23 protein-coding genes are annotated in these 25,382 nt (G+C 60.8%); 18 read left to right on the top strand and 5 right to left on the bottom strand.

The window, feature by feature from the left end:
- Positions 1-114 precede the first annotated feature (114 nt).
- Genes can through BM346_RS04480 form a run of 3 tightly spaced genes read left to right on the top strand, consistent with a single transcriptional unit; the run spans position 115 to position 3,031 of the window.
- Entirely contained in the window at positions 115-795 is a 681-nt protein-coding gene (gene can, locus BM346_RS04490) for a carbonate dehydratase (RefSeq protein WP_092009253.1), read from the top strand.
- A complete protein-coding gene (locus tag BM346_RS04485; protein WP_092009251.1) occupies positions 792-1,847 on the top strand; it encodes a class I SAM-dependent methyltransferase in 1,056 nt (351 codons plus the stop codon). The genes can and BM346_RS04485 overlap by 4 nt, the downstream gene beginning before the upstream one ends.
- Complete coding sequence (locus BM346_RS04480; RefSeq protein WP_227662900.1) at positions 1,844-3,031, top strand: class I SAM-dependent methyltransferase; 1,188 nt, start codon at positions 1,844-1,846, stop codon at positions 3,029-3,031. Before BM346_RS04485 ends, BM346_RS04480 begins: the two co-directional genes overlap by 4 nt.
- Positions 3,032-3,044: 13 nt before the next feature.
- Here the strand turns inward: BM346_RS04480 and BM346_RS04475 are convergent, their stop codons facing one another.
- A complete protein-coding gene (locus BM346_RS04475; RefSeq protein WP_092009249.1) occupies positions 3,045-3,659 on the bottom strand; it encodes a riboflavin synthase subunit alpha in 615 nt (204 codons plus the stop codon).
- Between the two features lie 162 nt (positions 3,660-3,821).
- On the opposite strand from BM346_RS04475, the gene BM346_RS04470 reads away from it, so the two are divergent.
- From BM346_RS04470 to BM346_RS04450, 5 genes are all read left to right on the top strand, one after another.
- Entirely contained in the window at positions 3,822-4,838 is a 1,017-nt protein-coding gene (locus BM346_RS04470; RefSeq protein WP_174805154.1) for a hypothetical protein, read from the top strand.
- A gap of 55 nt (positions 4,839-4,893) precedes the next feature.
- Positions 4,894-5,565: a TetR/AcrR family transcriptional regulator gene (locus BM346_RS04465; protein ID WP_092009247.1), complete on the top strand. Its 672-nt coding sequence runs from the start codon at positions 4,894-4,896 to the stop codon at positions 5,563-5,565.
- A 129-nt stretch (positions 5,566-5,694) separates the two neighbouring features.
- Positions 5,695-6,216: a L,D-transpeptidase gene (locus BM346_RS04460; RefSeq protein ID WP_092009245.1), complete on the top strand. Its 522-nt coding sequence runs from the start codon at positions 5,695-5,697 to the stop codon at positions 6,214-6,216.
- Between the two features lie 26 nt (positions 6,217-6,242).
- Positions 6,243-7,511 carry a mechanosensitive ion channel family protein gene (locus tag BM346_RS04455; RefSeq protein ID WP_092009243.1) on the top strand — a complete coding sequence of 423 codons (1,269 nt, stop codon included), beginning with the start codon at positions 6,243-6,245 and terminating at the stop codon, positions 7,509-7,511.
- Entirely contained in the window at positions 7,508-8,302 is a 795-nt protein-coding gene (locus tag BM346_RS04450) for an S-methyl-5'-thioinosine phosphorylase (RefSeq protein WP_092009242.1), read from the top strand. The genes BM346_RS04455 and BM346_RS04450 overlap by 4 nt, the downstream gene beginning before the upstream one ends.
- Positions 8,303-8,350: 48 nt before the next feature.
- Here BM346_RS04450 and BM346_RS04445 read toward each other — a convergent pair whose 3' ends face one another.
- Together BM346_RS04445 and mfd are read right to left on the bottom strand one after the other, a co-directional pair.
- Positions 8,351-9,037 carry a CsiV family protein gene (locus tag BM346_RS04445; RefSeq protein ID WP_167812642.1) on the bottom strand — a complete coding sequence of 229 codons (687 nt, stop codon included), beginning with the start codon at positions 9,035-9,037 and terminating at the stop codon, positions 8,351-8,353.
- An 81-nt stretch (positions 9,038-9,118) separates the two neighbouring features.
- On the bottom strand, positions 9,119-12,625 hold the full coding sequence (mfd, locus tag BM346_RS04440) for a transcription-repair coupling factor (protein ID WP_092009238.1): 3,507 nt from the start codon (positions 12,623-12,625) through the stop codon (positions 9,119-9,121).
- A 288-nt stretch (positions 12,626-12,913) separates the two neighbouring features.
- On the opposite strand from mfd, the gene BM346_RS04435 reads away from it, so the two are divergent.
- The 10 genes from BM346_RS04435 (at position 12,914) to sthA (ending at position 23,433) form a co-directional block, all read left to right on the top strand.
- Positions 12,914-14,410, top strand: coding sequence for a glyceraldehyde-3-phosphate dehydrogenase (locus tag BM346_RS04435; protein WP_092009235.1), 1,497 nt, complete (start codon positions 12,914-12,916; stop codon positions 14,408-14,410).
- 313 nt (positions 14,411-14,723) lie between these two features.
- A complete protein-coding gene (locus BM346_RS04425) occupies positions 14,724-16,070 on the top strand; it encodes a Na(+)-translocating NADH-quinone reductase subunit A (RefSeq protein WP_092009232.1) in 1,347 nt (448 codons plus the stop codon).
- A gap of 3 nt (positions 16,071-16,073) precedes the next feature.
- The gene (locus BM346_RS04420) at positions 16,074-17,279 is read left to right on the top strand and encodes an NADH:ubiquinone reductase (Na(+)-transporting) subunit B (protein WP_092009230.1); all 1,206 of its coding nucleotides are present in this window, start codon (positions 16,074-16,076) and stop codon (positions 17,277-17,279) included.
- Positions 17,272-18,075, top strand: a complete 804-nt coding sequence (locus BM346_RS04415; protein WP_092009228.1) for a Na(+)-translocating NADH-quinone reductase subunit C — start codon at positions 17,272-17,274, stop codon at positions 18,073-18,075. Before BM346_RS04420 ends, BM346_RS04415 begins: the two co-directional genes overlap by 8 nt.
- 2 nt (positions 18,076-18,077) lie before the next feature.
- Positions 18,078-18,743 carry an NADH:ubiquinone reductase (Na(+)-transporting) subunit D gene (locus tag BM346_RS04410; protein ID WP_092009226.1) on the top strand — a complete coding sequence of 222 codons (666 nt, stop codon included), beginning with the start codon at positions 18,078-18,080 and terminating at the stop codon, positions 18,741-18,743.
- On the top strand, positions 18,743-19,351 hold the full coding sequence (gene nqrE, locus BM346_RS04405; RefSeq protein WP_092009225.1) for an NADH:ubiquinone reductase (Na(+)-transporting) subunit E: 609 nt from the start codon (positions 18,743-18,745) through the stop codon (positions 19,349-19,351). The genes BM346_RS04410 and nqrE overlap by 1 nt, the downstream gene beginning before the upstream one ends.
- 37 nt (positions 19,352-19,388) lie before the next feature.
- Entirely contained in the window at positions 19,389-20,615 is a 1,227-nt protein-coding gene (gene nqrF, locus BM346_RS04400; RefSeq protein ID WP_092009223.1) for an NADH:ubiquinone reductase (Na(+)-transporting) subunit F, read from the top strand.
- Between the two features lie 9 nt (positions 20,616-20,624).
- Positions 20,625-21,674, top strand: a complete 1,050-nt coding sequence (locus BM346_RS04395; protein WP_092009221.1) for an FAD:protein FMN transferase — start codon at positions 20,625-20,627, stop codon at positions 21,672-21,674.
- A gap of 12 nt (positions 21,675-21,686) precedes the next feature.
- The gene (gene nqrM / locus BM346_RS04390) at positions 21,687-21,932 is read left to right on the top strand and encodes a (Na+)-NQR maturation NqrM (RefSeq protein ID WP_092009219.1); all 246 of its coding nucleotides are present in this window, start codon (positions 21,687-21,689) and stop codon (positions 21,930-21,932) included.
- 109 nt (positions 21,933-22,041) lie between these two features.
- Positions 22,042-23,433, top strand: coding sequence for a Si-specific NAD(P)(+) transhydrogenase (gene sthA, locus BM346_RS04385; protein WP_092009217.1), 1,392 nt, complete (start codon positions 22,042-22,044; stop codon positions 23,431-23,433).
- Positions 23,434-23,461: 28 nt separating this feature from the next.
- Here sthA and BM346_RS04380 read toward each other — a convergent pair whose 3' ends face one another.
- Together BM346_RS04380 and BM346_RS04375 are read right to left on the bottom strand one after the other, a co-directional pair.
- On the bottom strand, positions 23,462-24,235 hold the full coding sequence (locus BM346_RS04380) for a glycerophosphodiester phosphodiesterase (protein WP_092009215.1): 774 nt from the start codon (positions 24,233-24,235) through the stop codon (positions 23,462-23,464).
- Positions 24,232-25,359: a 3-deoxy-7-phosphoheptulonate synthase gene (locus BM346_RS04375; protein WP_092009213.1), complete on the bottom strand. Its 1,128-nt coding sequence runs from the start codon at positions 25,357-25,359 to the stop codon at positions 24,232-24,234. The genes BM346_RS04380 and BM346_RS04375 overlap by 4 nt, the downstream gene beginning before the upstream one ends.
- Between the last annotated feature and the right edge of the window lie 23 nt (positions 25,360-25,382).

Raw genomic sequence — 25,382 nt, 5'->3', positions numbered from 1 at the left:
GGTAGACTTGTCCCGGCGCCTGACCACGCAGGTTGACGATAAAGAGTGTTGCGATCTGTCGGCAAATGCCGTTCAATCAGCGCCACAACCAGCGGGCTGAAGGAGAGTCGACCAGTGGCGGGAATGGAGCATTTGCTGAGAAGCAATCAGCGGTGGGCAGCCGCGATCAAGCAGCAGGACCCGGAGTTTTTCCGCCGGCTGTCCAGTCAGCAGGCACCGGAGTACCTGTGGATCGGCTGCGCCGACAGCAGGGTCCCCGCCAACCAGATTGTCGACCTGATGCCGGGGCAGCTTTTCGTTCACCGTAATGTCGCCAATGTCGTGGTGCATACCGATTTCAACTGCCTGGCGGTGATCCAGTACGCCATCGATGTGCTGAAGGTCAGGCACGTGCTGGTGGTGGGGCATTACAACTGTGGGGGCGTGCGTGCGGCCCTGACTGACGGAGGTAATGGCCTGATAGGCAACTGGCTGCGCCACGTGCAGGACGTCCGTGACAAATATCAGGATGCGCTGGATCAGCAGTCCTGCCAGCAGGATCGGGTGGACCGCCTGTGTGAACTGAATGTGGTGGAGCAGGTGGACCACGTGTGCCAGAACTCCATCATCCGGAATGCCTGGACGCGGGGACAGAGCTTCACCGTGCATGGTTTTATCTATGACATTGCCGATGGACTGCTGAGGGATCTGGGCCTGAGCATCAGCAGTGAGGAGGAAAGGTTGGCTATCAAGCAGCAAAGTGTGAAAGAACTCATGAATCGACCGGTGCGCTCCGGCCTTCCCCCTGAGGCATGAGCGAGTATGTTAGCGACGGCCTCAATGCCGTCTCCGCCCTTAGCCGTAACCTTGACCTGCTGACCGGGCGGGTCGCGTTCATCGGCCTGCCGTCATCCGGGCTCCTGGCGCAACTGCAGGCCGGTGATGAACGCCCCCTGGTGATCAGTGAACACGCTGGCGTTGCCTCAAGACTGCAGTCATCCGGCCTCTGCCACGTTCAGTTCGGCTATCGCATGCCGGAGCCCGCGCTGCTGCCCATGGATACCGTGGCCCTTTTTGTGCCCAAGTCCCGGCAGGCCCTGACCATGCAGCTGGCCCTGGCCAGCGCCATGTTGGCCAGGGGCGGTCGTATCGTGCTGGTGGGAGAGAAGCGCGAGGGCGTGGCAGGTGCCTCCCGTCAGCTTGGCGCCCTCGACCCTGATGCCCGGAAGGTGGACAGCGCCCGCCATTGCCAGGTCTGGCTGGCGGCACCAGCCACCGTTGGCGGCGGATTCGATATCACCAGCTGGCTGACCTGGCACGAGGTGACCGCGGCGGGTACCACGGTGTCGGTGGCGGGTCTGCCGGGTATTTTCAGCGAAGGACGGCTGGATGAGGGTACCGGTCGGCTGCTTGATACCCTGGCTGAGGTTCCCCCCCAGGGACCGGTGCTTGATCTGGCCTGCGGCGCCGGTGTCATCGGCACGTGGCTGCAGGCCCGTTACCCCGGGCTCGGGCCGGTGGATGCGGTGGACGTCCAGGCCCAGGCGGTTGCCTGCACCCGGCATACCTATGAGGCCAACAACGCCGGTGGGCAGGTGATCGCCAGTGATGGGCTGCCGGAGTCCCTGGGTCGATACCGCACCCTGGTTACCAATCCGCCATTCCACAGTGGCGTGCGAACGGACACCTCCATGACCGAGGGCTTCCTCAGGCAGGCGCGGGCCCATCTCCAGCCCGGCGGTGAGCTGCGCCTGGTGGCAAACCGTTTCCTGCCCTATCAACCGCTGCTTGAACGTTGTGTCGGGGCGTCACAGGTACTTTTCGAGGACCGGAAATTTGCCGTCTACCAGGCCCGGGTTCGATCTTGAGCTTACGCCAGGGAGGCCCCCACCTGTTCCCGCTGCCCGGTGGGAATCTCCGGCTGGAGCGCTCCATTCCGGGCGGGCGATCATTGAGGCCATGGGATGCCGCCGATGAGCAGTTGGTTGCGGAAGCCCGGCGCCGCCTGACCAGGGGACAACGGATTGCGATCGTGGATGACAGTCACGGTGCCCTCTCTCTGGGCCTGGCCGATTTCCAGCCAGGGGTGATTGCCGACAGCGCGGCCCTGCGGGATTCGCTGGCGTTCAATGCCGGCGCCAACGGGTTGCCGGTGCCGCCTTGTGGCAGCTGGATAGACGAGCTGGGGTGGCCCGCCGCCGGTGAGGCTCCCGGGGCGCCGGATGATCGCTTCGACGCGATTATCCTGAAAGTCCCCCGGCAGCTGGACTATCTGGAGTTCCTGCTGCGCTGGAGCAACCAGGTACTGGTGCCCGGCGGGATCCAGCTCACCGGTGGGATGATCAAGCACCTGCCGGCTCAGGCCGCAAGGGTATACCAGAAGCTGGTCACCACGGATGCCGTCCTGCCGGCGCGGAAAAAGGCCAGGTGTGTGGTCTGCCGGCCAGGCTCCCTGACCCTTGCCGGGTGGGATCAACTCTGGCGGGGCTACCGGATGGACAGTCTGAAGGCGTCGGTACAGGCATTGCCATCCGTGTTTGCGCGGGAGCGCCTGGACATCGGTACGCGGGAGCTGTTGCCGTTCATCCCCGCCACCCTGGCGGATGCGCCTGCCGGAGCGCAGGTGCTGGACCTGGCCTGCGGCAACGGGGTATTGGGGCTGTCCGCGCTGATGGCGAATCCAGGGGTCACCGTCACTTTTACGGATGTTTCCTCCCAGGCGATTCTCAGCGTCGGCGCCAACGTCCGCGCCCTGGGGATCGCGGCGGACCGGGTGGCGTTAGTGCACGAGGACGGAGTGCCGGAATCCGCCGGCCGGTTTGACCGGATTCTGCTGAATCCGCCTTTCCATGAGGGTGGCGTTGTTGGCGATCACATTGCCCTGAGGTTATTCGATGAAGCGGCCAGCCACCTGGCTCCGGGTGGCCGCCTGCTCATGGTGGGCAATCGGCACCTGGGTTATCACCGGAGCCTGAAAACCGCCTTCGGTAATGTCAGGCAGCTGGCGGCGAGCCCCAGGTTCGTGGTTTTCGAGGCGTCCGAACCCCGCTGATAGCCCCTGGCGGTCATCGGGCAGGGCGGTCGTACCCCATGCGGGCCAGGGTGTCCACGATGGTCTGGGTCTGGCTGTCCACTTCGATGTTCACCTTCTCACCCACCCGGAGATCGGCGAAGGTGGTGGCTCGCAGGGTTTCAGGAATCAGGTGCACGTTGAACCGGTTGTCCATTACCTCACCGATGGTCAGGCTGGCGCCATTGACGGCGATATAGCCCTTGGGGAAGAGGTATTTCTGCCACTCGACGGGAACCTCGAACGTCAGCGTTACATTGTTCTCCGGCTCGTCACGGCTGATAACAGGGGCTGTGGTGTGAACATGGCCGGAAAGCAGATGCCCGCCTATTTCGTCGCCGATCCGCGCGGCCCGCTCAAAGTTGACACGGCTGCCTTCACGGAGTTGGCCCAGGGTCGTCAGTCGCAGGGTTTCCTGCATGGCGTCAAACCACAGGCGGTCCCCGTCCCGTGCCGTAACGGTCATGCAGGTGCCGTTGATGGCCACGGAGGCACCGATGGTTATGTCACCGACCGTATGTTCTGGAAACCGGATAATGAACGTGGTCAGCCCCGGGCGGGACTCCAAGGATTCGATGGCGGCAATGCCCTGGACAATTCCGGTAAACATGATGGCGAACTCGTATCTGGAAACGGGAGTCAAGTGTAGCGGCGTCGTGGTAACCGATCAAAACGTTTCGTTACTAAAGGAATTGGTCTCCCGGGCGATACACTGTTACAGGTACCGAGCACGATAACCGGGGGTATCGGGTTACCCGATGGTAAAAGCATCATGGCAGAAAAGACGGCAAAGACAACGCCCACCGGAAGCTCCCAGCCCGGTGCGGTTCTGAGACCGGGCCGGCCAGCCGACCGGACACGGCCAGAGTCCGCCCGCGCTCCGGTCGAGACCCCGGACCGGGAGCTGGAACCGTTGTCCGGCCCATCGGAACATCCTGAACCGGCGTCCGCTGAAACCTGGGCTGATGCCACCGAAAGCGGTGCCGAAGATCAGGCCGCGCCCTCCGAAGGGTCCGAGGAAACCGAGCGACGGTACGCCGAGTCCCGGCAGCGTCGGTGGCGGCGACTGCTGAGGCAGTGCGACCGGGTCAATCTGATGGACTTCCATCTTCTCTCACTGTCCGACTGGCCCGACAGTTTCAGCCTCAATGAAGCACGGCGTCGCCGGGACGTCTGGTTGCTGAGCGCCACCATTGCGGCCCTGGTCTTCCTCAGTGGCCTGACCGGGCTGGTACCGGCATGGGTTGCCGGCGGAGGTTTTGGAGCCTTCGTGGTGATTCTGCTGCTGGGTGTTCCGTTTATCCGCAGATTGTACAGTTCGAAGCCCTCCTACTTCGAACTGATCCTGCGGCGCCAGCAGCTGATCCGGGATGCCCGCAGACACATCGCCCATCTGGAAGGGGACGTGGGCCTGATCTGGCAATGCAATGAGCTGGCGGAGTTCAACCCGGCTCTGGCTTCCCCGCGTTTCAGCACCCTCAGGCATCTTTCCGAGCAGCGGCGCCTGGCCAGTGCGTTGAGCAAGCGGGAACACATCCGGTTATACCTGATCTTCATGCTGGAGGCGGAGAAGGCGTACCGGCGCCTGCAGACCGCCTATTTCGAGCAGCACCAGAAAGCCATCGACCGTGGCTGGGCCTCGGTTGCGGAAGCTGTCACGGAAACCGGCGGAGGGGGCGGCGAGGCCTCCGGTGCCGGCGTTATCTATGACCAGCCCCCTGATGAGAACGGGACATCCGGCCCGGAGCAACAGCCGAGCGTCGGAAGTGGCCGCCAGGCCAGGTCTTGACAGGTTTTTGCTTTAAACGTATGTTTAAAACACACGTTTGTCAGGGGTGGGGTTTGTGGCACAGTCAGATACAGTCGACCGGATTCTGGATGCCGCGGAGGAGCTCTTCGCGGAAAGGGGCTTTGCGGAAACCTCATTGAGAATGATCACCAGCAAGGCTGGTGTCAACCTGGCTGCGGTAAACTATCACTTCGGGTCCAAGAATTCCCTGATCCAGTCCGTCTTTGCCCGCTTCCTGACCCCGTTTTCCGCAACCCTGGAGTCCGAGTTCGATGAGCTCGAAGCCCGCCCCGGTGACCGTCAGCTCACGGTGGAGGAGATCCTCGGGGCCCTGACCGGCAGCGCCGTGCGCATGCCTCAGCGCAACGAGTGGGGGATCTCGATCTTCATGCGTCTGCTCGGTCTCGCCTACACCCAGTCCCAGGGCCATCTGAGGGAATTTCTGGAGGACGAGTACCGGGAGGTCTTCAGCCGTTTCATGTCCCTGCTCAAGCGCGCCACACCGGAGCTGTCGCCGGTTGACCGCTACTGGCGCATCCAGTTCATGCTGGGGGCAACAGCCTTCACCATGTCCTCCAGTGATGCCCTGCGGGATATCCTGCAGACCAAGACCGGGGTCGAGACTCCCATTCAGGAAATCGCCGCCCGGCTGATTCCCTTCCTTGCCGCCGGTATGCAGGCCCCTGAGCTGATGCGGACCCCCCGCGCGGAAGCCTCCGTGATCTGACGGTTGCCGTTCGATCCTGTTGCCTACGGCGGCGCGGTTCGGTAGTGTCCTGTTTGCTCACTGGCCAGCGGCCCGCCCGGAAACCGCCAGGCCGTCGATGTGCTTCCGACCCACAGGACTACCGGATCCATGGCAACCTCCAGCGAACCAGGCGGTCAGGCACCGCTTCCGCAGCTCAGAATTGACCTTGACCGCCAGATCCTGCTGTTCCAGGGAGTCGATGGTGAGCGGGCCGAATGGCCGGTATCCACCGCTATCAAGGGTCCGGGCGAAGCCCAGGACTCCGGCAGGACACCTCGGGGCCGCCACTATGTCCGGGCCATGGTGGGTCACGATCAGCCGCAGGGCACTGTCTTCATCGCGCGGCGCCCCACCGGGGAGGTCTGGTCACCTGAGCTGGCGGCGAGGCACCCCGGCAGGGACTGGATACTGAGCCGGATCATCTGGCTCTGCGGCCGGGAGTGGGGGGTCAACCGCGGCCCCGGGGTCGATACCTTCCGTCGTTTTATATATATTCACGGCACCCCGGACACGGAGCCCATGGGCGTTCCTCGCTCCCATGGCTGCATCCGGATGCACAACCGGGACGTGATCGACCTGTTTGCGCGACTGCGGCCCGGCACCCCTGTCGTTATTGTTCCTGAAACCTGATTTAGCACTGCATCAAGGAGACGTTCGTGGAAGATACCCCCGAGGTACTGACCGGCTGGGTGGAAAACTGGAGTCTGCTGTCCCAGAGCTGGCGTGTCGCCCTGGTGGTCTTCGGCCTGGTGTTTGCCACCGCCACTGTCGCCTTTATTGTCAGCCGAGTTATTCTGTATCTGGAGCATCGCTTCGAGCGCAGCGAAAACATCTGGGATGACACCTTCCTTCATGCACTGCGCAGGCCAGCCATCGGTTTCGTCTGGCTGCAGGGGGTGTACTGGGCGGCCGAGGTGGCCCACAAGTATTCGCAAGCCGATATCTTTTCGGTGAACGATGTCCTGCTCGAGCTGGGCTTTATCTGGATAATTGTGTGGACATTATTCGGAGCCATCAAGCAGGGGGAGAGCGTACTTGCCTCCCCCATGAGAATGAAACGTCCCATGGACTACACCACGGTCAACGCCATCAGCAAGCTGCTGAGGGCCGTGGTGGCCATCACCGCGCTGCTGACGGTGCTGCAGTCTCTGGGCTACAGCATTTCGGGGGTACTGGCGTTTGGTGGTGTTGGCGGTATCGCGGTGGGCTTTGCCGCCAAGGACCTCCTGGCCAACTTCTTTGGTGGATTTATCATCCACCTTGACCGCCCCTTCAAAGTGGGAGACTGGGTTCGGTCTCCTGATCGCAACATTGAAGGCACGGTGGAGAAAATCGGCTGGCGTCTGACCACGGTGCGCACCTTCGACAAGCGCCCGCTTTATGTGCCAAATGCCGCCTTTACCCAGATTTCCGTGGAAAACCCTTCCCGGATGACAAACCGCCGCATCCACGAAACCATTGGTATCCGTTACGTGGATGTGGGGGAGATGAGTTCCATCGTCTCGGAAATTCGGGAGATGCTGAAAAATCATGAGGAGATTGACGCCAACCAGACATTGATCGTCAACTTCCTGGCATTCAACAGTTCTTCCCTGGATATCATGGTCTATACCTTCACCAAGACCGTGGAATGGGTGAAATTTCATGAGGTGAAACAGGATGTCCTGCTGAAAATCAGCGACATCATTGAATCCTACGGTGCTGAAGTTGCCTTCCCCACCAGGACGCTGCATGTGGCGGAAAGTGTGCGTGTGGAATCGCGGCAGTCCGATAATGATGAGCGCGTCCCTGATGACGGGGAGAAAAGCAGGAGCAGCATGAGCGGTCACGGTCAGACCAGCCAGTCCGCGGACTCGGGCCCCGTGCGTGAGCCATCGGGGCCTGGCCAGCACACCACCAGGGGCGATGAAGGAGAGTCACAATGAGCGGTTTGCCAGCATCCCGGGCCAGGGGTAACCACGTTGCCATTATTGGCGGTACCGGCCTGACCGAACTGGAAGGTCTCAGTGTTCATGGCGAGGATCAGGTGGATACACCCTGGGGCGCGCCTTCAGGGCCGGTTGTCCGCGGAGACTTCAATGGTCAGCCGGTTCTGTTTCTGGCCCGGCATGGTCACCCGCACCGTATCCCGCCCCACCAAGTGAATTATCGGGCGAATCTCTGGGCCCTGAGGGAGGCCGGCGCCGGCCGGATTATCGGCGTCAATGCGGTAGGCGGCATTACGCCGGCGATGGGCCCGGCACGAATCGCCATTCCCCACCAGTTGATCGATTACACCTGGGGCCGTGGCAGCACCTTCTTTGAACAGAGGGACAACATCCCCCTGGAGGGGGTTACCCACATTGATTTCACCCATCCCTACGACGACTCATTGCGCCAGGCCCTGCTTGCCGCAGCGGCTCGCCGCCAGGTGATGGCTGTGGATTATGGTGTCTACGGGGCGACCCAGGGCCCACGGCTGGAGACCGCCGCCGAGGTCGCCCGCCTGGAGCGTGATGGCTGCGATCTTATCGGCATGACCGGTATGCCCGAGGCGGCGCTGGCGGCTGAGCTGGGGCTGCCATACGCCTGTCTGGCCCTATCCGTGAACTGGGCGGCGGGAAAGTCCGACCACATTATTACCATGGAGGAGATTCAGCAGGCGATCGACGAGGGAATGACGGGCGTGCGCGCCATCCTGGAAGAAGTGATCCCTGCGGTCCGTCCCCAGCAATGAAAATCCGGGCGCGGCCACCACTAATGGCTGCGCCCCGGTCGCCACGGATCAGTCCAGCTTGTGGAAGTAGACCAGTACACCGATGGTGGGGGAGTCGAGAAAGTGAATTTCCTGGCTTCTCATGCGGCGGGTCTCCTGTATCCAGGTGATCAGCTCCTTGCCGTCATCCCTGGCGCTCACGCCAAAGCTGTCATCCTCCGCGCCGGGTGTCCCTTCTGAAGAGCGGATCTGCCCGTCGCTTGAGCTGTCCCCCCGGGCGGGGCGCCAGTGGTTCAGGATGGCGGTCACCAGCAGGAATCGGCGGCGGTCCACCTCGATCGTGCCCTCCACGGCCCGATGCCCGGCCCTCTCCAGGTAATCACCCACTTCGATCCGCATGGGTTCACCCTCGTAGTCCTGGGGGAATTTCTGGGTCCAGCCGGCTTTCATCAGCACCCGGTACTTCCCGCTGTTTTCCAGGCGACTTGCTGCCGTATTCAGCGTCAGGTCATCGGTGAGGTCCAGGTCCGAGAGCCGGTTGCCATTCGCATCCACGACCAGCAGGCGCTTCTCGCTGACCGGGCTCAGGGGTTGCTTGCCGGACATGCGCTCTTCCAGGATGGGATCGGCCAGTCGCTCAAGCACCACAACCTCGGCGCGGTAGCGGTTCTCTGCCGCGGCTGTTGAGGCAAGGGCGAGACACAGGATCAGTGCGGTCGCGAGCCGTTTGGTATGAGCGAAGGCTGGTCTGTACAAGTGTTCTCTCCTGATCCGTGTATGCGGTTAGGGCCACGCTGTCCGATGGCCTCGTCCATGGTGTGCTGGCGGACTGCCTGGTCAGGCAGCCAGTTCGGCCAGCACGGTCGAGATGGTGTCGAGTTTACCACCGGTTGTATCGTCTTTCAGCCGTACGCTGAAGGTGTTGGCTCCCTCGAGCCGATACCGGTCTGGTGCCTGCTGGACCTTCTGCACCAGTTTCAGGGGATCCACCGGGGTCTGGCTGCCGAATTCCAGGCGCAGCCACTCCCGGCCCGCGTCCACTTTGACGATACCCTGGGCCTCTGCCCTGATCCTGAGGCTGTTCTGCCGGATCAGGTTTTTCGCGGGTTCAGGGAGCAGGCCGAACCGGTCAATCATTTCCACCTGAAGGTCCTTGAGCTCGTCTTCGTTCTTCACGCTGGCAAGACGCTTATACAGCATCAGGCGGTTGTGCACATCCGGCAGGTAATCGTCGGGTATCAGTGCCGGTATCCGCAGGTTCATCTCGGTGCCGTGGCTCAGGGGCAGGTCTGCGTTGGGAGTACGTCCTTCGCGAATGGCCTGAACCGCTTCATCCAGCAACTGCATGTAAAGGGTGAAACCGATGCTTTCAATCTGGCCGCTCTGTTCCTCCCCCAGCAGTTCGCCGGCGCCCCGGATTTCCAGGTCGTGAGTTGCCAGCATGAAGCCGGCGCCCAGATCCTGGGCTTCGGCAATGGCCTCCAGGCGCTTCCGGGCGTCCGCAGTCATGGCCTTGGGCGGCGGTGTCAGCATGTAGGCGTAGGCCTGATGGTGCGAGCGACCGACTCGTCCCCGCAGCTGATGGAGCTGTGCCAGGCCGAACTTGTCCGCCCGCTCGATGATGATGGTGTTGGCGCTGGGTATGTCGATGCCGGTTTCGATGATGGTGGTGCACACCAGCACGTTGAAACGCTTGTGATAGAAATCCGACATGATCTGCTCCAGCTCCCGCTCCCGCATCTGGCCGTGGGCCACGCCCACGCGGGCTTCCGGGATCAGGTTGCGGAGATCCTCCGCCGTCTTCTGGATGGTGGCCACGTCGTTGTGGAGTACATAGACCTGACCGCCACGGAGGATCTCCCGCAGGATGGCCTCCTTCACCATGGCGTTGTCCCGCTGCCGGACGAAGGTCTTCACGGACAGGCGCCGGGCGGGCGGCGTGGCGATGATGGAAAGATCCCGCAAATGCCCCATGGCCATGTTCAGGGTCCGGGGAATGGGCGTGGCGGTAAGGGTAAGCATGTCCACTTCGGCCCGCAGGGATTTCAGCCGCTCCTTCTGCTGGACACCGAAACGGTGCTCCTCGTCGATGATTACCAGCCCCAGGTTGTTGAACCGGATGTCACCCTGCAGCAGCTTGTGGGTGCCAATGACGATGTCCGCCTTGCCGCTTTCAATGTTTTCGATGGCTTTGCCGGACTGGCCCGCACTGCGGAAGCGGCTCAACAGTTCCACCGTGACCGCGGTATCCGAAAAGCGGTCCCGGAAGGACTCGTAGTGCTGCTGGGCGAGCAGGGTGGTGGGCACCAGCACCGCTACCTGCTTGCCGGACCAGGTAGCGACAAAAGCGGCGCGCATGGCAACCTCGGTCTTGCCGAAACCGACATCGCCACAGACCAGCCTGTCCATGGGCTGGTCGCTGGTCATGTCCTCGATTACCCGCTCGATGGCGGCCTGCTGGTCGGGGGTCTCCTCGAAGGGAAAGCCGGCGGCAAAGTGGCGGTAGGCCTCCTTCGGATCCTCGAACTTGAAGCCCTTGCGGGCCTCACGGCGGGCATAGACGTCGAGCAGTTCCGCGGCGGTGTCGCGGATCTTCTCCATGGCCTTCTGCTTGGCATTGCTCCACCGGTCCGTGCCCAGCTTGTGCAGCGGAGCGTGCTCCGTGTCGCTACCGGTGTAACGGCTGATCAGGTGCAGGTTGGACACAGGCACGTAAAGCTTGGATCCACCGGCGTATTCCAGGGTCAGGAACTCGCTCGGGTCTTCCTCCACGGTAATGGTTTCCAGGCCCAGGTAGCGGCCCACGCCATGATCGATATGTACAACCGGCGCGCCGATGCGCAGTTCCGACAGATCCCGGTAACCGGAATCGTCCACTTCGGTGGGTTTTTCCCGGCGCCGCCGCTGGATGACGCGCTCGCCGAAAAGGGCGGTTTCAGTGATCAGCGCCAGGCCTTCCCGGGGCAGAACCAGGCCCGATTCCAGGGGTGCGACGGTAATGGCAAGGGCCTGACCGGAGGTGAGAAAGTCTGACCAGCCATCCACAGCGTCGAGGGAGATCCGGTTTTCCGACAGATTGTCCCTGAGGGCTTCCCGGCGCCCGGAGGATTCGGCGCAGACCAGGATGCGGCCCTGGAATTCGTTGATAAACCGGCGCAGCCTTGCCGCCGGGTCCGACGCCCGGCCATCCATTGCGACATCCGGCAGCTCGCCGGTGCCCAGGTGAGTGATGCCCTGGCCCGAGCGCCGGGTCTCGCCGGCCACGGTGGTTACCCGCGGGCGCTGACGGAGCAGGCCGAACAGTTCGTCGGTGCGCAGGAACAGGTGCTGTGGCGGCAGGATGGGTCGCATCCTGTCATGGCGGCGTTCCTCATAACGGTTGGCGGTGTCCTGCTGGAAATGTTCCACCGACTCTTCCAGGCCGTCGGATGTGAAGACCAGGGTTTCGCCGGGCAGGTAGTCGAACAGTGTCGCCGCCTCATCGAAGAACAGGGGCAGGTAATACTCGATCCCGGCGGGGGTGATGCCCTGGCTGACGTCCTGATACACAGGCGAATTCCTGTCCGCGTTGGGAAAGTGCTCGAACCAGCGGTTGCGGAAACCGGAGCGGGCATCCTTGCTCCACGGGAACTCATAGGCAGGCAGCAGTTCGATCTGTTCGATGCGCTCAAGGGAGCGCTGGGTTTCCGGGTCGAAGGTGCGCAGGGTTTCGATCTCGTTGTCGAACAGGTCGATACGGTAGGGCTGGCTGGCGCCCATGGGGAAAATGTCCATGATGGCGCCCCTGACAGCGTATTCCCCATGCTCGTAGACGTTTTCGGTGTGCCGGTAACCGGCGGACTCCAGTTGCAGCCGCCACTTGCCGGGCTCCAGGGTCTGTCCGGTTTCCAGCAGCAGGGTGTTGCCCTGCAGGTAATCCACCGGCGGCAGCCGATGCATCAGTGTCCGGGCCGGCACGATCAGGATGCCGCGCTGTGTCCTGGGCAGGCGGTGCAGGGTCCGGATGCGCTGCGAGACGATATCCTGGTGTGGTGAAAACAGGTCATAGGGCAGTGTCTCCCAGTCCGGCAGCGACAGCAGTTCCAGGCCGTCATCGCTGATTGCCGCTTCCTCCTCGTCCAGGGGCATGTCGAGATAGAAGCGAACGGCCTGTTCCAGGCGGATGGCCTCGTCCGTGGTCCGGGTGATCACCAGAGTCAGGCCGGCAAACTGCCGCGCCGCCTCGCTGATCGCCAGGGCATCGCTGCTGCCGTTGAGCTGGTCCCATACCCGATGGTCCGCCGCCTTCTCTGGGGGGGCAGGTACGAAGTCGGAGAGCGGTGTGTGCTGCGTGCCCGGTTTCATCGGCCTGATGTGCTCCTGGCGTCTGGCTGGATTGGGTCTTTGCCGGCGGATGAACCGACGGTAAGGAATACGGGACATTGCGGTCTGGCGACCAGTCCGGAAAGGGCGTTATTCTATCGACGACGAACGGCGCTGTCATGGAAACCGGCCGCTGATCCGATTTTCGTCCTTCTCCCCCTCTCGCTGTCAGGGGGAGGGGTCGGGAGCAGGCATGCAGTTTGCGATCGGGCCCGTTACGTTGGATAATACGCACCCAATTTTTCCAGTGCCAACTGCAGAGGTTCAAGCGTGAGTCACGAACAGATCAATCAGCACCTGTCCAACTGGACCGAGCGGGAGTCCACCGCGGAGGCCATGATACCGCTCATCGGTCGGCTGTACCGCAAGAATAACGTGGTCACTTCCGTTTACGGTCGGGCCATCATCAATCAGTCGGTGATTGATATCATCCGGGCTCACCGTTTCGTGCGCCAGGTGGAGGACAGTGAGCTGTCCGTGCACGACACCCTGCCAGTGTTGGAGGCCATGGACAAGCTCGAGCTGGGCCAGGCTCACGTGGACATCGGCAAGCTTGCCGTCAAGTTCAAGCACGAAGGCGATGGCCGCTCCCTCGAGGACTTCCTGAAAGAGGAAATCGGACCGGTGGTCGGCCAGTACCGCGCCGAGTCGGAGCGTAACGCCAACGGCGACACCAAGGACGTGGTCCTCTACGGCTTTGGCCGTATCGGGCGGCTGCTTGCGCGCATCCTCATCGAGAAGGCCGGTGGTGGCTCCAATCTCCGCCTGCGGGCCATCGTGGTTCGCCAGGGCGGCGCCGAAAATGATCTGGAAAAGCGGGCCAGCCTGTTGCGCCGCGACTCCGTCCACGGCCCCTTCAATGGCAGTATCACCGTGGATGAGGAGAATTCCGCGCTGATTGCCAACGGCAACTTCATCAAGGTGATCTACTCCAGCGGGCCGGACAAGGTGGATTACACCGACTATGGCATAAAGAATGCCACCATCATTGATAACACCGGTATCTGGCGCGACGAGGAAGGGCTGGGGCTGCACCTGAAGTCCAAGGGCGCGAGCCGTGTCATTCTGACCGCGCCGGGCAAAGGCAACATCAAGAACATCGTGTATGGTATCAACAACGACACCATCACAGAGGATGACCGCATCCTGTCCGCCGCCTCCTGTACCACCAACGCCATTACGCCGGTACTCAAGGCAATTCATGACGAGTTCACCATCGTTGACGGGCATGTGGAGACCGTTCACTCCTACACCAACGACCAGAACCTGATCGACAATTACCACAAGGGCAGCCGCCGTGGCCGCAGCGCTCCGCTGAATATGGTGATCACGGAAACCGGCGCTGCCAAGGCGGTGTCCAAGGCCCTGCCGGAGCTGAAAGGCAAGCTCAGCGGAAACGCCATCCGGGTGCCAACGCCCAACGTGTCCATGGCGATTCTCAACCTGAACCTTGAAAGGGATGTGACCGTCGAGAGTGCCAACGAGTATCTCCGGGAAATGGCGCTGCACTCCGAGCTGCAGAAGCAGATCGACTTTGTCAACTCGCCAGAGGTGGTGTCCACCGACTTTGTGGGTTCCCGTCACGCGGGTGTCGTGGATGCCCAGGCGACCATCGCCAATGGCAAGCGGCTGATCCTCTACGTGTGGTACGACAACGAATTCGGTTACAGCGCCCAGGTCATTCGCTGCGTCAATCAGATGGCTGGCGTGACCTACCCGATCTTTCCGAAACGCTCCCGCGAATGGGCCCAGGCCCTGGCGGACTGATCCCGCCTTTTCGTTGATTGTCGTCAAGCCCCGGTAGCACCAGCGCTCCCGGGGCTTTTCTGTTTCCCCTCGCGAATAAAACCATTTGGCTTACCGGTGGAAATAGGTTCTCTTAATCTCTATAATTGGCGCGATTTTGGGTACGTCTGGCACCCGCATCTCAACGCTTTCCTGAACACTGACCGCCCCTGTGCAACGCCGGGCACGGTCAGCCATCTTTCGGGCTGTACTGATACCGCTTGAAATGTCGGGGAACCGGGCCGCAGGGTCAGGCGTGAACAATCCTTTAACAGTTCCTGATTGGACGAGGCTAATGATCAACATTAAAAAAGGCCTGGATCTTCCCATCAGCGGCGCTCCTGATCAGACCATCTCAGACGGAAAGCCGGTACGCCACGTCGCGCTGGTAGGCTTTGATTACAACGGCATGAAGCCGACGATGGAAGTGAAAGAGGGGGACCGCGTCAAGCGCGGGTCGCTGCTGTTTACGGACAAGAAGACCGAGGGCGTTCGTTACACTTCACCGGCTGCCGGTGTTGTAAAAGAGATCAATCGCGGTGAGCGGAGGGTCTTCCAGTCCGTTGTGATCGAGATCGATGGCGACGAGGCGGAGAGTTTTGCCCGTTACAGTGAGAACGACCTGGCCTCCCTTGAACGACAGCAGGTTGTGGACAATCTGGTGGAGTCCGGTCTTTGGACCGCCTTCCGGAGCCGTCCCTTCTCCAAGGTTCCGGCCATTGATTCCGCTCCTCATTCCATTTTCGTTTCCGTCATGGACACCAATCCGCTTGCGGCGGACCCGGTGGTCGTGATCGGGGAACAGGCTGCCGCCTTTGAAAAGGGCCTGACCCTGCTGACCCGGCTGACCACCGGCAAGGTATTTGTCACCGGCAAGCCCGGTTCCGATGTGCCGGTACCCAAGTCCGATGTGGTGGAAGTTCAGCAGTTTGATGGCGTCCACCCGGCCGGCAATGTCGGAACCCACATCCATTATCTGGATCCTGTGTCCCTTTCCAAAACGGTATGGACCATCGGGTACCAGGACGTGATCGCCATCGCCAAGCTCTTTGAAACCGGAGAGTTGCCGGTGGATCGGGTGGTGGCTATTGGTGGGCCGAAGGCCACCAGTCCCCGTCTGGTGCGGACCCGGGTTGGTGCCAGCCTCACTGAGCTTCTGAAAGGTGAGATCGCCACCGACTGTAAGGTGCGGATGATTTCCGGTTCCGTCTTCGGAGGGCGTCGCGGTGAAGGCACCTGCGCCTACCTGGGCCGGTTTGCCAACCAGATATCGGTGCTGGAAGAGGGTGACAAGCGCGAGTTCATGGGCTGGCTCTCACCAGGGGCGAACAAATTCTCCATCATGAACATCTACCTCTCCAAGCTGGTTGGTGGCAAGCGGTTTGATATGACCACCACAACCAACGGCAGCGAGCGGGCGATGGTACCGGTGGGTGTTTACGAAAAGGTCATGCCGCTGGATATTCTGCCAACGCAGTTGTTGCGGTCGCTGATCGTGGGTGACACCGAAGTGGCACAGAAGCTGGGTGCGCTGGAGCTGGATGAAGAGGATCTGGCGCTGTGCACCTTCGTGTGCCCGGGTAAATATGAGTACGGTCCGATTCTCCGTGAGAACCTGACCCGAATCGAGCTCGAGGGCTAACCGATGGCAATCCGACAGTTTCTCGATGGTATCGAGCATCATTTCGAAAAGGGTGGCAAGTACGAGCGCTGGTACGCTCTCTACGAGGCGGTGGATACCATCTTCTATTCGCCCGCGAGCGTGACTTCCACCACTTCCCACGTGCGCGACGGTATCGACCTGAAGCGCATCATGATCACCGTATGGCTGGTCACGTTCCCGGCCATGTTCTTCGGCATGTGGAACATCGGTTTCCAGGCCAACAATGTGCTGGCGCAGAACCCCGACGCCCTGATGGGCGATGGTGGCCTGCGCACCGCCTTTATCGCGGCCCTGGCGGGGAATGATCCGTCCAGCATCTGGGATAACTTCGTCTACGGCATGGCCTACTTCGTTCCCATCTACGCCGTCACCTTCGTGGTGGGTGGTTTCTGGGAAGTCCTGTTCGCCACCGTCCGCCGGCACGAAGTCAACGAAGGCTTCTTCGTCACATCCGTACTGTTTGCGTTGATCCTGCCGCCCTCCATCCCGCTTTGGCAGGTGGCGCTGGGTATCACCTTCGGCGTGGTCGTGGGCAAGGAAGTATTCGGCGGTACCGGCAAGAACTTCCTGAACCCGGCACTCACCGGTCGGGCCTTCCTGTATTTTGCCTACCCGGCGCAGATTTCCGGTGACATGGTCTGGACCGCTGTCGATGGCTTCAGTGGCGCAACCGCCCTGAGCTGGGCGGCAAGCGGCGGCGTTGAGGCCCTGGAGCAGAACATCGGCTGGATGAATGCCTTTGTCGGCTCGATCCAGGGTTCTATGGGCGAAACCTCGACCCTCGCCATACTGATTGGCGGCCTGGTCCTTCTGGGAATGAAGATCGCGTCCTACCGGATTGTCGGTGGCGTGCTCATCGGCATGATCGGCATGAGCCTCCTGCTTAATGTGATCGGCTCCGATACCAATCCGTTCTTTGAAGTGGGGCCCCACTGGCACCTGGTCATGGGCGGCTTCGCCTTCGGCATGATGTTCATGGCCACAGACCCCGTATCGGCTGCCATGACCGACACCGGTCGCTGGTGCTTCGGTATCCTGGTGGGTGTCATGACCGTGCTGATTCGTGTGGTCAACCCGGCGTTCCCGGAGGGCATCATGCTGGCCATCCTGTTCGCCAACCTGTTTGCACCGCTGATGGATCACTACGTGGTTCAGGCCAACATCAAACGGAGGCTTGCCCGTGGCTAAAGCAAAAGAAACCGTCACCAGGACCATTATGGTGGCGCTGGTGCTGAGTATCGTTTTCTCGGTGGTGGTCTCCACCGCCGCGGTGATGCTGCGACCGGCGCAGATACAGAACCAGAACCTGGACATCAAGACCAACATCCTGGCCGCGGCCGGTATGCTTGAGCCAGGCGACAGTGTTCAGGATATCGAGGAGACCTTCAGCCGGTTCGATGTGCGCCTTGTGGATCTCAACACCGGCGAGTTTGTCGAGCCTTCGGCCGTGGGCGTCCAGGACCCCATGAAATACGATATGTACAAGGCGGCCTCGGACCCCGATATGTCCACCAACATCCCCGCTTCCGAGGACAAGGCCGGCATCAAGCGCCGCCCGGATGTCGCCAAGATCTACACGATCAGCGAAAACGGCGAGATCCAGCGGGTTGTCCTGCCGATTCACGGTTATGGCCTCTGGTCCACCCTCTATGGCTTCATCTCGCTGGAGGGGGACCTGAACACCATTGAAGGCCTTGGCTTCTACGCCCACGCAGAAACACCGGGCCTGGGCGGTGAAGTGGACAATCCCCGCTGGAAACAGCAGTGGGTTGGCAAGGAGCTGTATGGTCAGGACAAGACCGAGCCCGAGATCCGGCTGGTGAAAGGCGGTGTGGACGCCAATACCAGAGACAGGGAGCACAAGGTGGATGCCCTGTCCGGTGCCACGCTGACCAGCCGCGGCGTCGAGCAGTTGGTGAATTACTGGATGGGTGATCGCGGATTCGCGCCATTCCTGAAAAAACTTCGTGAAGGGGAGGTCTGATCATGGCAGGCGCTTCAGCCAAACAGGTTCTCTTCGAACCGATTTTCAGCAATAACCCCATCGCCCTGCAGATTCTCGGGATCTGCTCGGCGCTGGCGGTAACCACCAGCATGAGCGTGACCATCGTCATGTGCCTGGCGGTTATCGCGGTTACCGCCTTCTCCAACCTGGCGGTTTCCCTGGTCAGGATGCAGATTCCGGGCAGTATCCGGATCATCGTACAGATGACCATCATCGCGTCGCTGGTTATCGTGGTGGATCAGCTGCTCAAGGCCTATGCCTATGAGATCTCCAAGCAGCTCTCGGTGTTCGTCGGCCTGATCATCACCAACTGCATCGTCATGGGTCGTGCAGAGGGCTTTGCAATGAACAACGGCCCCTGGCTGAGCTTCCTGGACGGTATCGGCAATGGCCTGGGCTACTCCGTGATGCTGCTGTTCGTTGCCTTCTTCCGGGAGCTGCTCGGTGCAGGCTCCCTGTTCGGCTTCGCCCTGATGCCCACCGTGAACGAAGGCGGCTGGTACGTACCCAACGGTCTGCTCCTGCTGCCGCCGAGCGCGTTTTTCATCATCGGTCTGGCGATCTGGGCTCTGCGGGCCTGGAAACCGGAACAGGTTGAGGCGCCCGAGTACAAGATGTCCCGCCACAAAGCCAAGGAGGCCTTCTGATGGAACACTATATCAGTCTGATTCTAAAGGCTATTTTCGTCGAGAACATGGCGTTGGCCTTCTTCCTGGGCATGTGTACCTTCCTGGCCATTTCCAAGAAGATCGAAGCGGCTCTGGGCCTGGGTATTGCGGTTGTGGTCGTACTGACAGTGACTGTGCCGGTCAACAACCTGCTGTACAACACCATCCTTCGGGAAGGCGCCCTGGAGTGGGCCGGCCTGCCCAACGTGGACCTGAGCTTCCTGGGCCTGCTGACTTACATCGGTGTTATCGCGGCCATCGTACAGATCATGGAAATGGTACTGGACAAGTACATACCCGCTCTGTACGCCGCCCTGGGGGTATTCCTGCCGCTGATCACCGTGAACTGCGCCATCCTGGGTGCGTCGCTGTTCATGGTCGAGCGGGACTATACCTTCGGCGAGAGCCTGGTATACGGCTTCGGCGCCGGCGTCGGCTGGGCCCTGGCCATTGTTGCCCTGGCGGGTATCCGCGAGAAGCTCAAGTACAGCGATGTACCGGAAGGTCTGCGGGGCCTGGGTATCACCTTCATCACCGTGGGGCTGATGTCCCTGGGCTTCATGTCCTTCTCGGGCATTTCCCTGTAACCAACCCGGTGATTCGGTTTAACGAAAAGGCGAGACCATGAATACAGAAATCATTCTTGGCGTGGTCATGTTCACCGTTATCGTACTGGCGCTGGTGGCAATCATCCTTGCCGCCCGCACCAAGCTGGTAAGCACCGGTGATGTGACTATTGAGATCAATGACGACCCCGAGCATACGGTGAAAACCAGTGCCGGTGGCAAGCTGTTGGGTACCCTGGCCAACAGCGGTATCTTCCTGTCCTCCGCCTGTGGCGGCGGCGGTACCTGCGCCCAGTGCAAGTGCAAGGTGTTCGACGGCGGTGGCGCCATGCTGCCCACGGAGAAGACCCACTTCACGCCCCGGGAAGAAAAAGAGGGCTGGCGTCTGTCCTGCCAGGTTCCAGTGAAGCAGGACATGAAGATCGAGGTGCCTGAAGAGTTCTTCGGTGTGAAGAAATGGGAGTGTGAGGTGGTTTCCAACCACAACGTGGCCACCTTCATCAAGGAACTCGTACTGAAGCTGCCGGAAGGCGAAGAAGTGGACTTCCGTGCCGGTGGCTATGTCCAGCTGGAGTGCCCTCCCTACGAAATCGATTTCAAGGACTTCGATATCGAGGAAGAGTTCCACGAAGACTGGGACAAGCACGATATCTGGCGTTACAAGGCCATCAACAAGGAAGAGACCATTCGCGCCTATTCCATGGCCAACTATCCGGAAGAGAAGGGCGTTCTCAAGTTCAACATCCGGATCGCCACGCCGCCTCCAGGTACCGATCATCCTCCCGGAATCATGTCATCCTTCGTCTTCAACCTGAAGCCGGGCGACAAGGTGACGGTGATGGGGCCGTTTGGTGAGTTCTTCGCCAAGAAGACCGAGGCAGAAATGGTCTTTATCGGCGGCGGCGCCGGTATGGCGCCCATGCGTTCCCACATCTTCGACCAGCTCAAGCGCCTGAACTCGAAACGCAAGATCAGCTTCTGGTACGGGGCCCGGAGCGTCCGCGAGATGTTCTACGTGGAGGATTTCGACATGCTGGCCCGGGAGAACGACAATTTCGAGTGGCACGTGGCCCTTTCCGACGCGCTGCCGGAGGATAACTGGGAAGGCCCTACCGGGTTTATCCACAACGTTCTCTATGATCAGTACCTGAAGGATCATCCGGCTCCTGAAGACTGTGAGTTCTACATGTGTGGACCACCCATCATGAACGCATCCGTCATCAAGATGCTGAAGGATCTGGGTGTGGAAGACGAAAACATCATGCTGGATGACTTCGGGGGTTAAGGTACTCTGATGTCATCCCGCCTGTTGCGACCCGCCAGGGTGATCATGGTCAGTGCTGTTTTGGCGCTGGCCATGGCCGCCCTGGCGGGTTGTTCTTTTGAGCCCGACGAAAACATCTGGGAGATATCCGGGGGCGTCTTCGGTACCCAGTACCATATTAACGTCGTATTGACCGAAGACAGGGATACCCTTGATCATCTTGCTCAAGGTATCGAGGAGACCCTGGAGTCCGTGGACGCCGCCATGTCCACCTGGCGCGAGGATTCGGAACTCAGCCGGTTCAACCGTCTTGAGGACCAGAGTGGCTGGGTCGAGGTATCTCCCGAGTTGTTTGAGGTGCTGTCGGCCGCCCAGGATGTCTCGGAACGATCTGGTGGGGCCTTCGACATTACCATCGGACCGGTGGTGAACCTGTGGGGTTTCGGGCCCGAGGGGAGGCCGGAGAAGATTCCCCCGGATGAGTTGTTGTCGCAGCGGCTGGCAACGGTCGGGTACCGTTTCCTGGAGCTGGATCCCGAGCGGCAGGCGATCCGGACGACGCGGGTCCAGTACCTGGACCTCTCCGGTATTGCCAAGGGTTACGGTGTGGACGCGGTTGCCCGGTATCTGGAGGGCCAGGGGGTGGATCGGTACCTGGTGGAGATTGGCGGCGAGGTCCGTGTGCACGGGCGCAAGCCTGATGGCAGTGCCTGGCGTCTGGCTGTAGAGCAGCCGGTGGAGCGTCAGCGTCAGGTGAACCGGGTGATTGCCATGGACAACCATGCCATGGCCACGTCCGGAGACTATCGGAACTATTACGAATCGGAAGGGCAGCGGTTTTCCCATACCATAGACCCTCAGAGCGGTCGTCCGGTCGATCACCGGCTGGCTTCCGTCACGGTGATCATGGATTCAACCATGATGGCTGATGCCTGGGCGACCGCGCTCAATGTACTGGGTTACGAGGCGGCGAACCGCCTGGCGCTGCAGGAAAATCTTGCAGCCTACTTTATTGTGCGGGAGGGAGAGGGTTTCAGGACCTACCATACGCCCGCTTTCGCAACCTACCTCATCGAATAGCCGGAGGTTGATATGGGTACTTTCTTACTGGTTCTGCTGATTGTAGGCGCCCTGGTGGCGGCCATGTCGGTCGGCGTGATTTTCGGCCGCAAGCCCATCACCGGCACCTGTGGCGGACTTGGGGCAGCCGGCATTACCGGCCCCTGTGAAATCTGCGGTGGCGACACCACCAAGTGCGAGGAAAGCGAGCGGCCGTCCGAAAAGGCCAGTTCCGGCGATCTCGGCTACAACGCCATGGCGGACGACTCCAGGCACTGATTGGCCCGCCATCAACTCTGGCCCGGGACACCAGACAATTTCTCGTGGCTGCCCGCCAGGGCAGTCACTCAAGGTTTATTTGACCACGCGATAAGGAGTGACAGTCCTGATGGCAGAGCAACACTATGACGTCGTGGTGATTGGCGCGGGTCCGGCCGGCGAAGGCGCGGCCATGAATGCCACCAAGCATGGCAAGCGCGTTGCAATCATTGAAGACAAGCCCACCGTGGGCGGAAACTGTACCCACTGGGGCACGATTCCCTCGAAAGCGCTCCGGCATTCCGTCAAGCAGATCATCACTTTCAACACCAATGAAATGTTCCGGGATATCGGTGAGCCCCGCTGGTTCTCCTTTCCGCGGGTTCTCCAGAACGCCCGCGACGTAATCGGCAAGCAGGTCAAGCTTCGCACCCAGTTCTATTCCCGTAACCGAGTGGATCTGATCAACGGTCGCGCGTTTTTTGTAGACAGCAACCGGATTGAAATACGAGGCAACAAGACGTCCGAGATCCTCAACTTCAAGCAGGCAATTGTCGCTACCGGGTCCCGGCCCTACATGCCGCCGGATATCAATTTCCGTCATCGCCGGATATACAACAGCGACACGATTCTCAACCTTTCTCACACGCCCCGCACGCTGATCATCTATGGTGCCGGCGTGATCGGCTCCGAGTATGCCTCGATCTTCGCCGGACTTGGCGTCAAGGTTGATCTGATCAATCCCGGCAGCCGCCTGCTGTCGTTCCTGGATGATGAGATTTCCGATGCCCTGAGCTACCACCTGCGCAACAACGGGGTTCTGGTCCGTCACAACGAGGAATACGAATCCGTCGACGGTGACGACCATGGCGTGGTGCTGTCCCTGAAGTCCGGCAAGAAGATCCGGGCCGATGCCTTTCTCTGGTGCAACGGGCGTGCGGGTAACACTGACAAGCTGGGCCTCGAGAACATCGGGCTGGAACCCAACAGCCGTGGCCAGCTCCAGGTGGACAGGCACTACCGTACCGAGGTGCCCCACATCTATGCAGCGGGCGACGTCATCGGCTGGCCCAGCCTTGCCAGTGCGGCCTATGATCAGGGCCGTTCGGTGTCGTCGGATATCGTGGCCGATGAGTATTTCCGCTACGTTTCCGACGTGCCCACGGGTATCTATACCATCCCGGAAATCAGTTCAGTGGGGCCCACGGAGAGGGAGCTTACCGAACAGAAGGTACCCTATGAGGTGGGGCAGGCCTTCTTCAAGGATCTGGCCCGGGCCCAGATTACCGGAGAGAAAGTGGGCATGCTTAAAATCCTGTTCCACCGGGAGACCCGCGAAATCCTGGGGATCCACTGTTTCGGGGACCAGGCCGCCGAGATTGTACATATCGGTCAGGCGATCATGAACCAGAAGGGTGAGGCGAATTCCCTCAATTACTTCATCAATACCACCTTCAATTACCCCACCATGGCGGAAGCCTACCGGGTAGCGGCCCTTAATGGCCTGAACCGGATCTTCTGATTCTCCGTTGCTGTCGCCATGGAGGGCGTCACCCCATTGCCGATTTGACCGACTGGTAGGTGAGCCTCTCCTGGGTTGATGTCCGGTTATCGAAGTAAATCCGGGTGCTGGTGGGGAAGTCCGTGATAATGCTGTCCACACCGATCTTTTCCATCTCCAGCATGTCGTGGATGCGATTGACCGTCCAGACTGAGACATGCATGTCGTGGCGGTGGGCCTGCTGGACCATCTCCGCGCTGCAGATTCGCCAGCTCGGAATCAGGTAGCTGCAGTCAAGCCGCCTGGCAGTGGTGACCGGCCTTGGAAAGCGACGTCCCGCCACGAATCCGGTACGGATCTTCCTGTTACGGCGTTTGATCTCCTGCAGAAACCAGGTATCGGACGAGGTCACGGCGACGGACTCGAACATCCGGTGGCGCTGGATCAGCTCCGTGAGCCGGTTACACAGAATATTAAGCCGGCCACGGGCATCGGATTTCACCTCGAACTGATAGTGGCTGACCTCGGGGCAGGCCCTGAGGACATCCTCCAGTGAGGGTACACCGACCGGACGCGGCCAGGGCGTGGTGTTGTGACGGGCGTCGAGCCGGCCCAGGTCAGTCGCGGTCAGGCTTGCAACCTTACCTTCCCTGCCGGTGGTCCGCTCCACTGTCAGATCGTGAATCACCACAGGAACGCCGTCTGCGGACAGCAGAACATCCAGCTCAAAGTGGCGGATGCCATGACGGTACGCCATCTCAAATCCGGCCAGGGTATTTTCCGGAGCCTCACCTCGGGCTCCCCGATGACCATAGATGATCATGTCGGCGTTGACTCTCCCTTGCGGCTATACAGTGCCTGCCTGTTCTTCCAGAGTTGGTGGCACAGGCGTATGTCTTCAAGGTAGGCCGGCAGCTCATCCATCAGCAGGGCCTGGGGGCCGTCCACAAGGGCTTTTTCCGGCTTGGGGTGGAAGTCCACCAGCACCATGTTGGCTCCGGCAATCACCCCCTGGGCAGTGGCGTGCATGACATCGGGAATGCCATCCGGCGCCTTGTCCCGGCTCCCCACCGAGTGGGACGGATCGACACACACCGGCATTCGGGTCAGCCGCTTGACGGTGGGCACATGGGCAAAATCCACCATGTTGCGATGGGGGTGGCCGGCGTCCGACTTCATGCCGCGCAGGCAGAATACGACGTTGGCGTTACCTTCGCTGGCAAGGTACTCGGCAGCATTCAGGGACTCGTTCAGGGTGATGCCAAAACCCCGTTTGAGCAGCACCGGATAGGTTTTCTGGCGTCCGATGGCTTTCAGAAGTTCGAAGTTCTGGGTGTTTCGGGTTCCTACCTGAAGCATGACCCCCGTGGGTCGCCCGAGCTTTTCAAGGCACTCGTGGATCTCCTCGATATGGCTCTCGTGGGTGATTTCCATGGCTACCACCCGGATGTCGTGCTTGCCCGCGGTCTCGAAAACCCAGGGCAGACAGTTCCTGCCATGGCCCTGGAACGAATAGGGGTTGGTGCGGGGCTTGTAGGCGCCCATGCGAGTGCACTGCTGTCCGTGTTCCTGCAGGGTGCGCATCATTATCTCGACGTGCTCGGGTGTATCCACCGCGCAAAGACCCGCAAACACGTTGAGATTGTTCTGACTGAACTCCACGCCATTATAGGTGAATCCCGACTGCCGCTGATCGTCCCGGTGCCGTCCCAGGATGCGGTAGTCATCGGAAATCCGTATCACTCGCTCTACAGCCGGCAGGGCCTCGATATCCGCCTGATCGAGGGATTTGGTATCACCGATCAGGTAGATTTCCGTCAGCCGCTGGGTTGCCCCTTCCACTTCATGAAGTTTGAGGGAAACTCCCGGCAGGTTTTCGAGAAACTGCAGGGTCTGCCGATAGCTGTCGCTGTCCAGCGGCGTGTCCGGATGAAGAATGGCAAGCATGGGTTTCTCCTGGCATGAATGTC

It is taken from the genome of Marinobacter daqiaonensis (assembly GCF_900115285.1).
Taxonomy (GTDB): Bacteria; Pseudomonadota; Gammaproteobacteria; order Pseudomonadales; family Oleiphilaceae; genus Marinobacter; species Marinobacter daqiaonensis.
The sequence above is the reverse complement of the archived record's forward strand: the minus strand, read 5'-3'. Positions and strand labels throughout refer to the sequence as shown.

Excerpts from the sequence above, each read along its gene's own strand:
- BM346_RS04450 (WP_092009242.1), top strand. The coding sequence starts at position 7,508 with ATGAGCGGTTTGCCAGCATCCCGGGCCAGGGGTAACCACGTTGCCATT.
- nqrM (WP_092009219.1), top strand. The coding sequence starts at position 21,687 with ATGGGTACTTTCTTACTGGTTCTGCTGATTGTAGGCGCCCTGGTGGCG.
- sthA (WP_092009217.1), top strand. The coding sequence starts at position 22,042 with ATGGCAGAGCAACACTATGACGTCGTGGTGATTGGCGCGGGTCCGGCC.
- BM346_RS04375 (WP_092009213.1), bottom strand. The coding sequence starts at position 25,359 with ATGCTTGCCATTCTTCATCCGGACACGCCGCTGGACAGCGACAGCTAT.
- mfd (WP_092009238.1), bottom strand. The coding sequence starts at position 12,625 with ATGAAACCGGGCACGCAGCACACACCGCTCTCCGACTTCGTACCTGCC.
- nqrE (WP_092009225.1), top strand. The coding sequence starts at position 18,743 with ATGGAACACTATATCAGTCTGATTCTAAAGGCTATTTTCGTCGAGAAC.
- BM346_RS04410 (WP_092009226.1), top strand. The coding sequence starts at position 18,078 with ATGGCAGGCGCTTCAGCCAAACAGGTTCTCTTCGAACCGATTTTCAGC.
- BM346_RS04380 (WP_092009215.1), bottom strand. The coding sequence starts at position 24,235 with ATGATCATCTATGGTCATCGGGGAGCCCGAGGTGAGGCTCCGGAAAAT.
- BM346_RS04420 (WP_092009230.1), top strand. The coding sequence starts at position 16,074 with ATGGCAATCCGACAGTTTCTCGATGGTATCGAGCATCATTTCGAAAAG.
- BM346_RS04425 (WP_092009232.1), top strand. The coding sequence starts at position 14,724 with ATGATCAACATTAAAAAAGGCCTGGATCTTCCCATCAGCGGCGCTCCT.
- BM346_RS04470 (WP_174805154.1), top strand. The coding sequence starts at position 3,822 with ATGGCAGAAAAGACGGCAAAGACAACGCCCACCGGAAGCTCCCAGCCC.
- BM346_RS04485 (WP_092009251.1), top strand. The coding sequence starts at position 792 with ATGAGCGAGTATGTTAGCGACGGCCTCAATGCCGTCTCCGCCCTTAGC.
- BM346_RS04395 (WP_092009221.1), top strand. The coding sequence starts at position 20,625 with ATGTCATCCCGCCTGTTGCGACCCGCCAGGGTGATCATGGTCAGTGCT.
- BM346_RS04475 (WP_092009249.1), bottom strand. The coding sequence starts at position 3,659 with ATGTTTACCGGAATTGTCCAGGGCATTGCCGCCATCGAATCCTTGGAG.
- BM346_RS04460 (WP_092009245.1), top strand. The coding sequence starts at position 5,695 with ATGGCAACCTCCAGCGAACCAGGCGGTCAGGCACCGCTTCCGCAGCTC.
- nqrF (WP_092009223.1), top strand. The coding sequence starts at position 19,389 with ATGAATACAGAAATCATTCTTGGCGTGGTCATGTTCACCGTTATCGTA.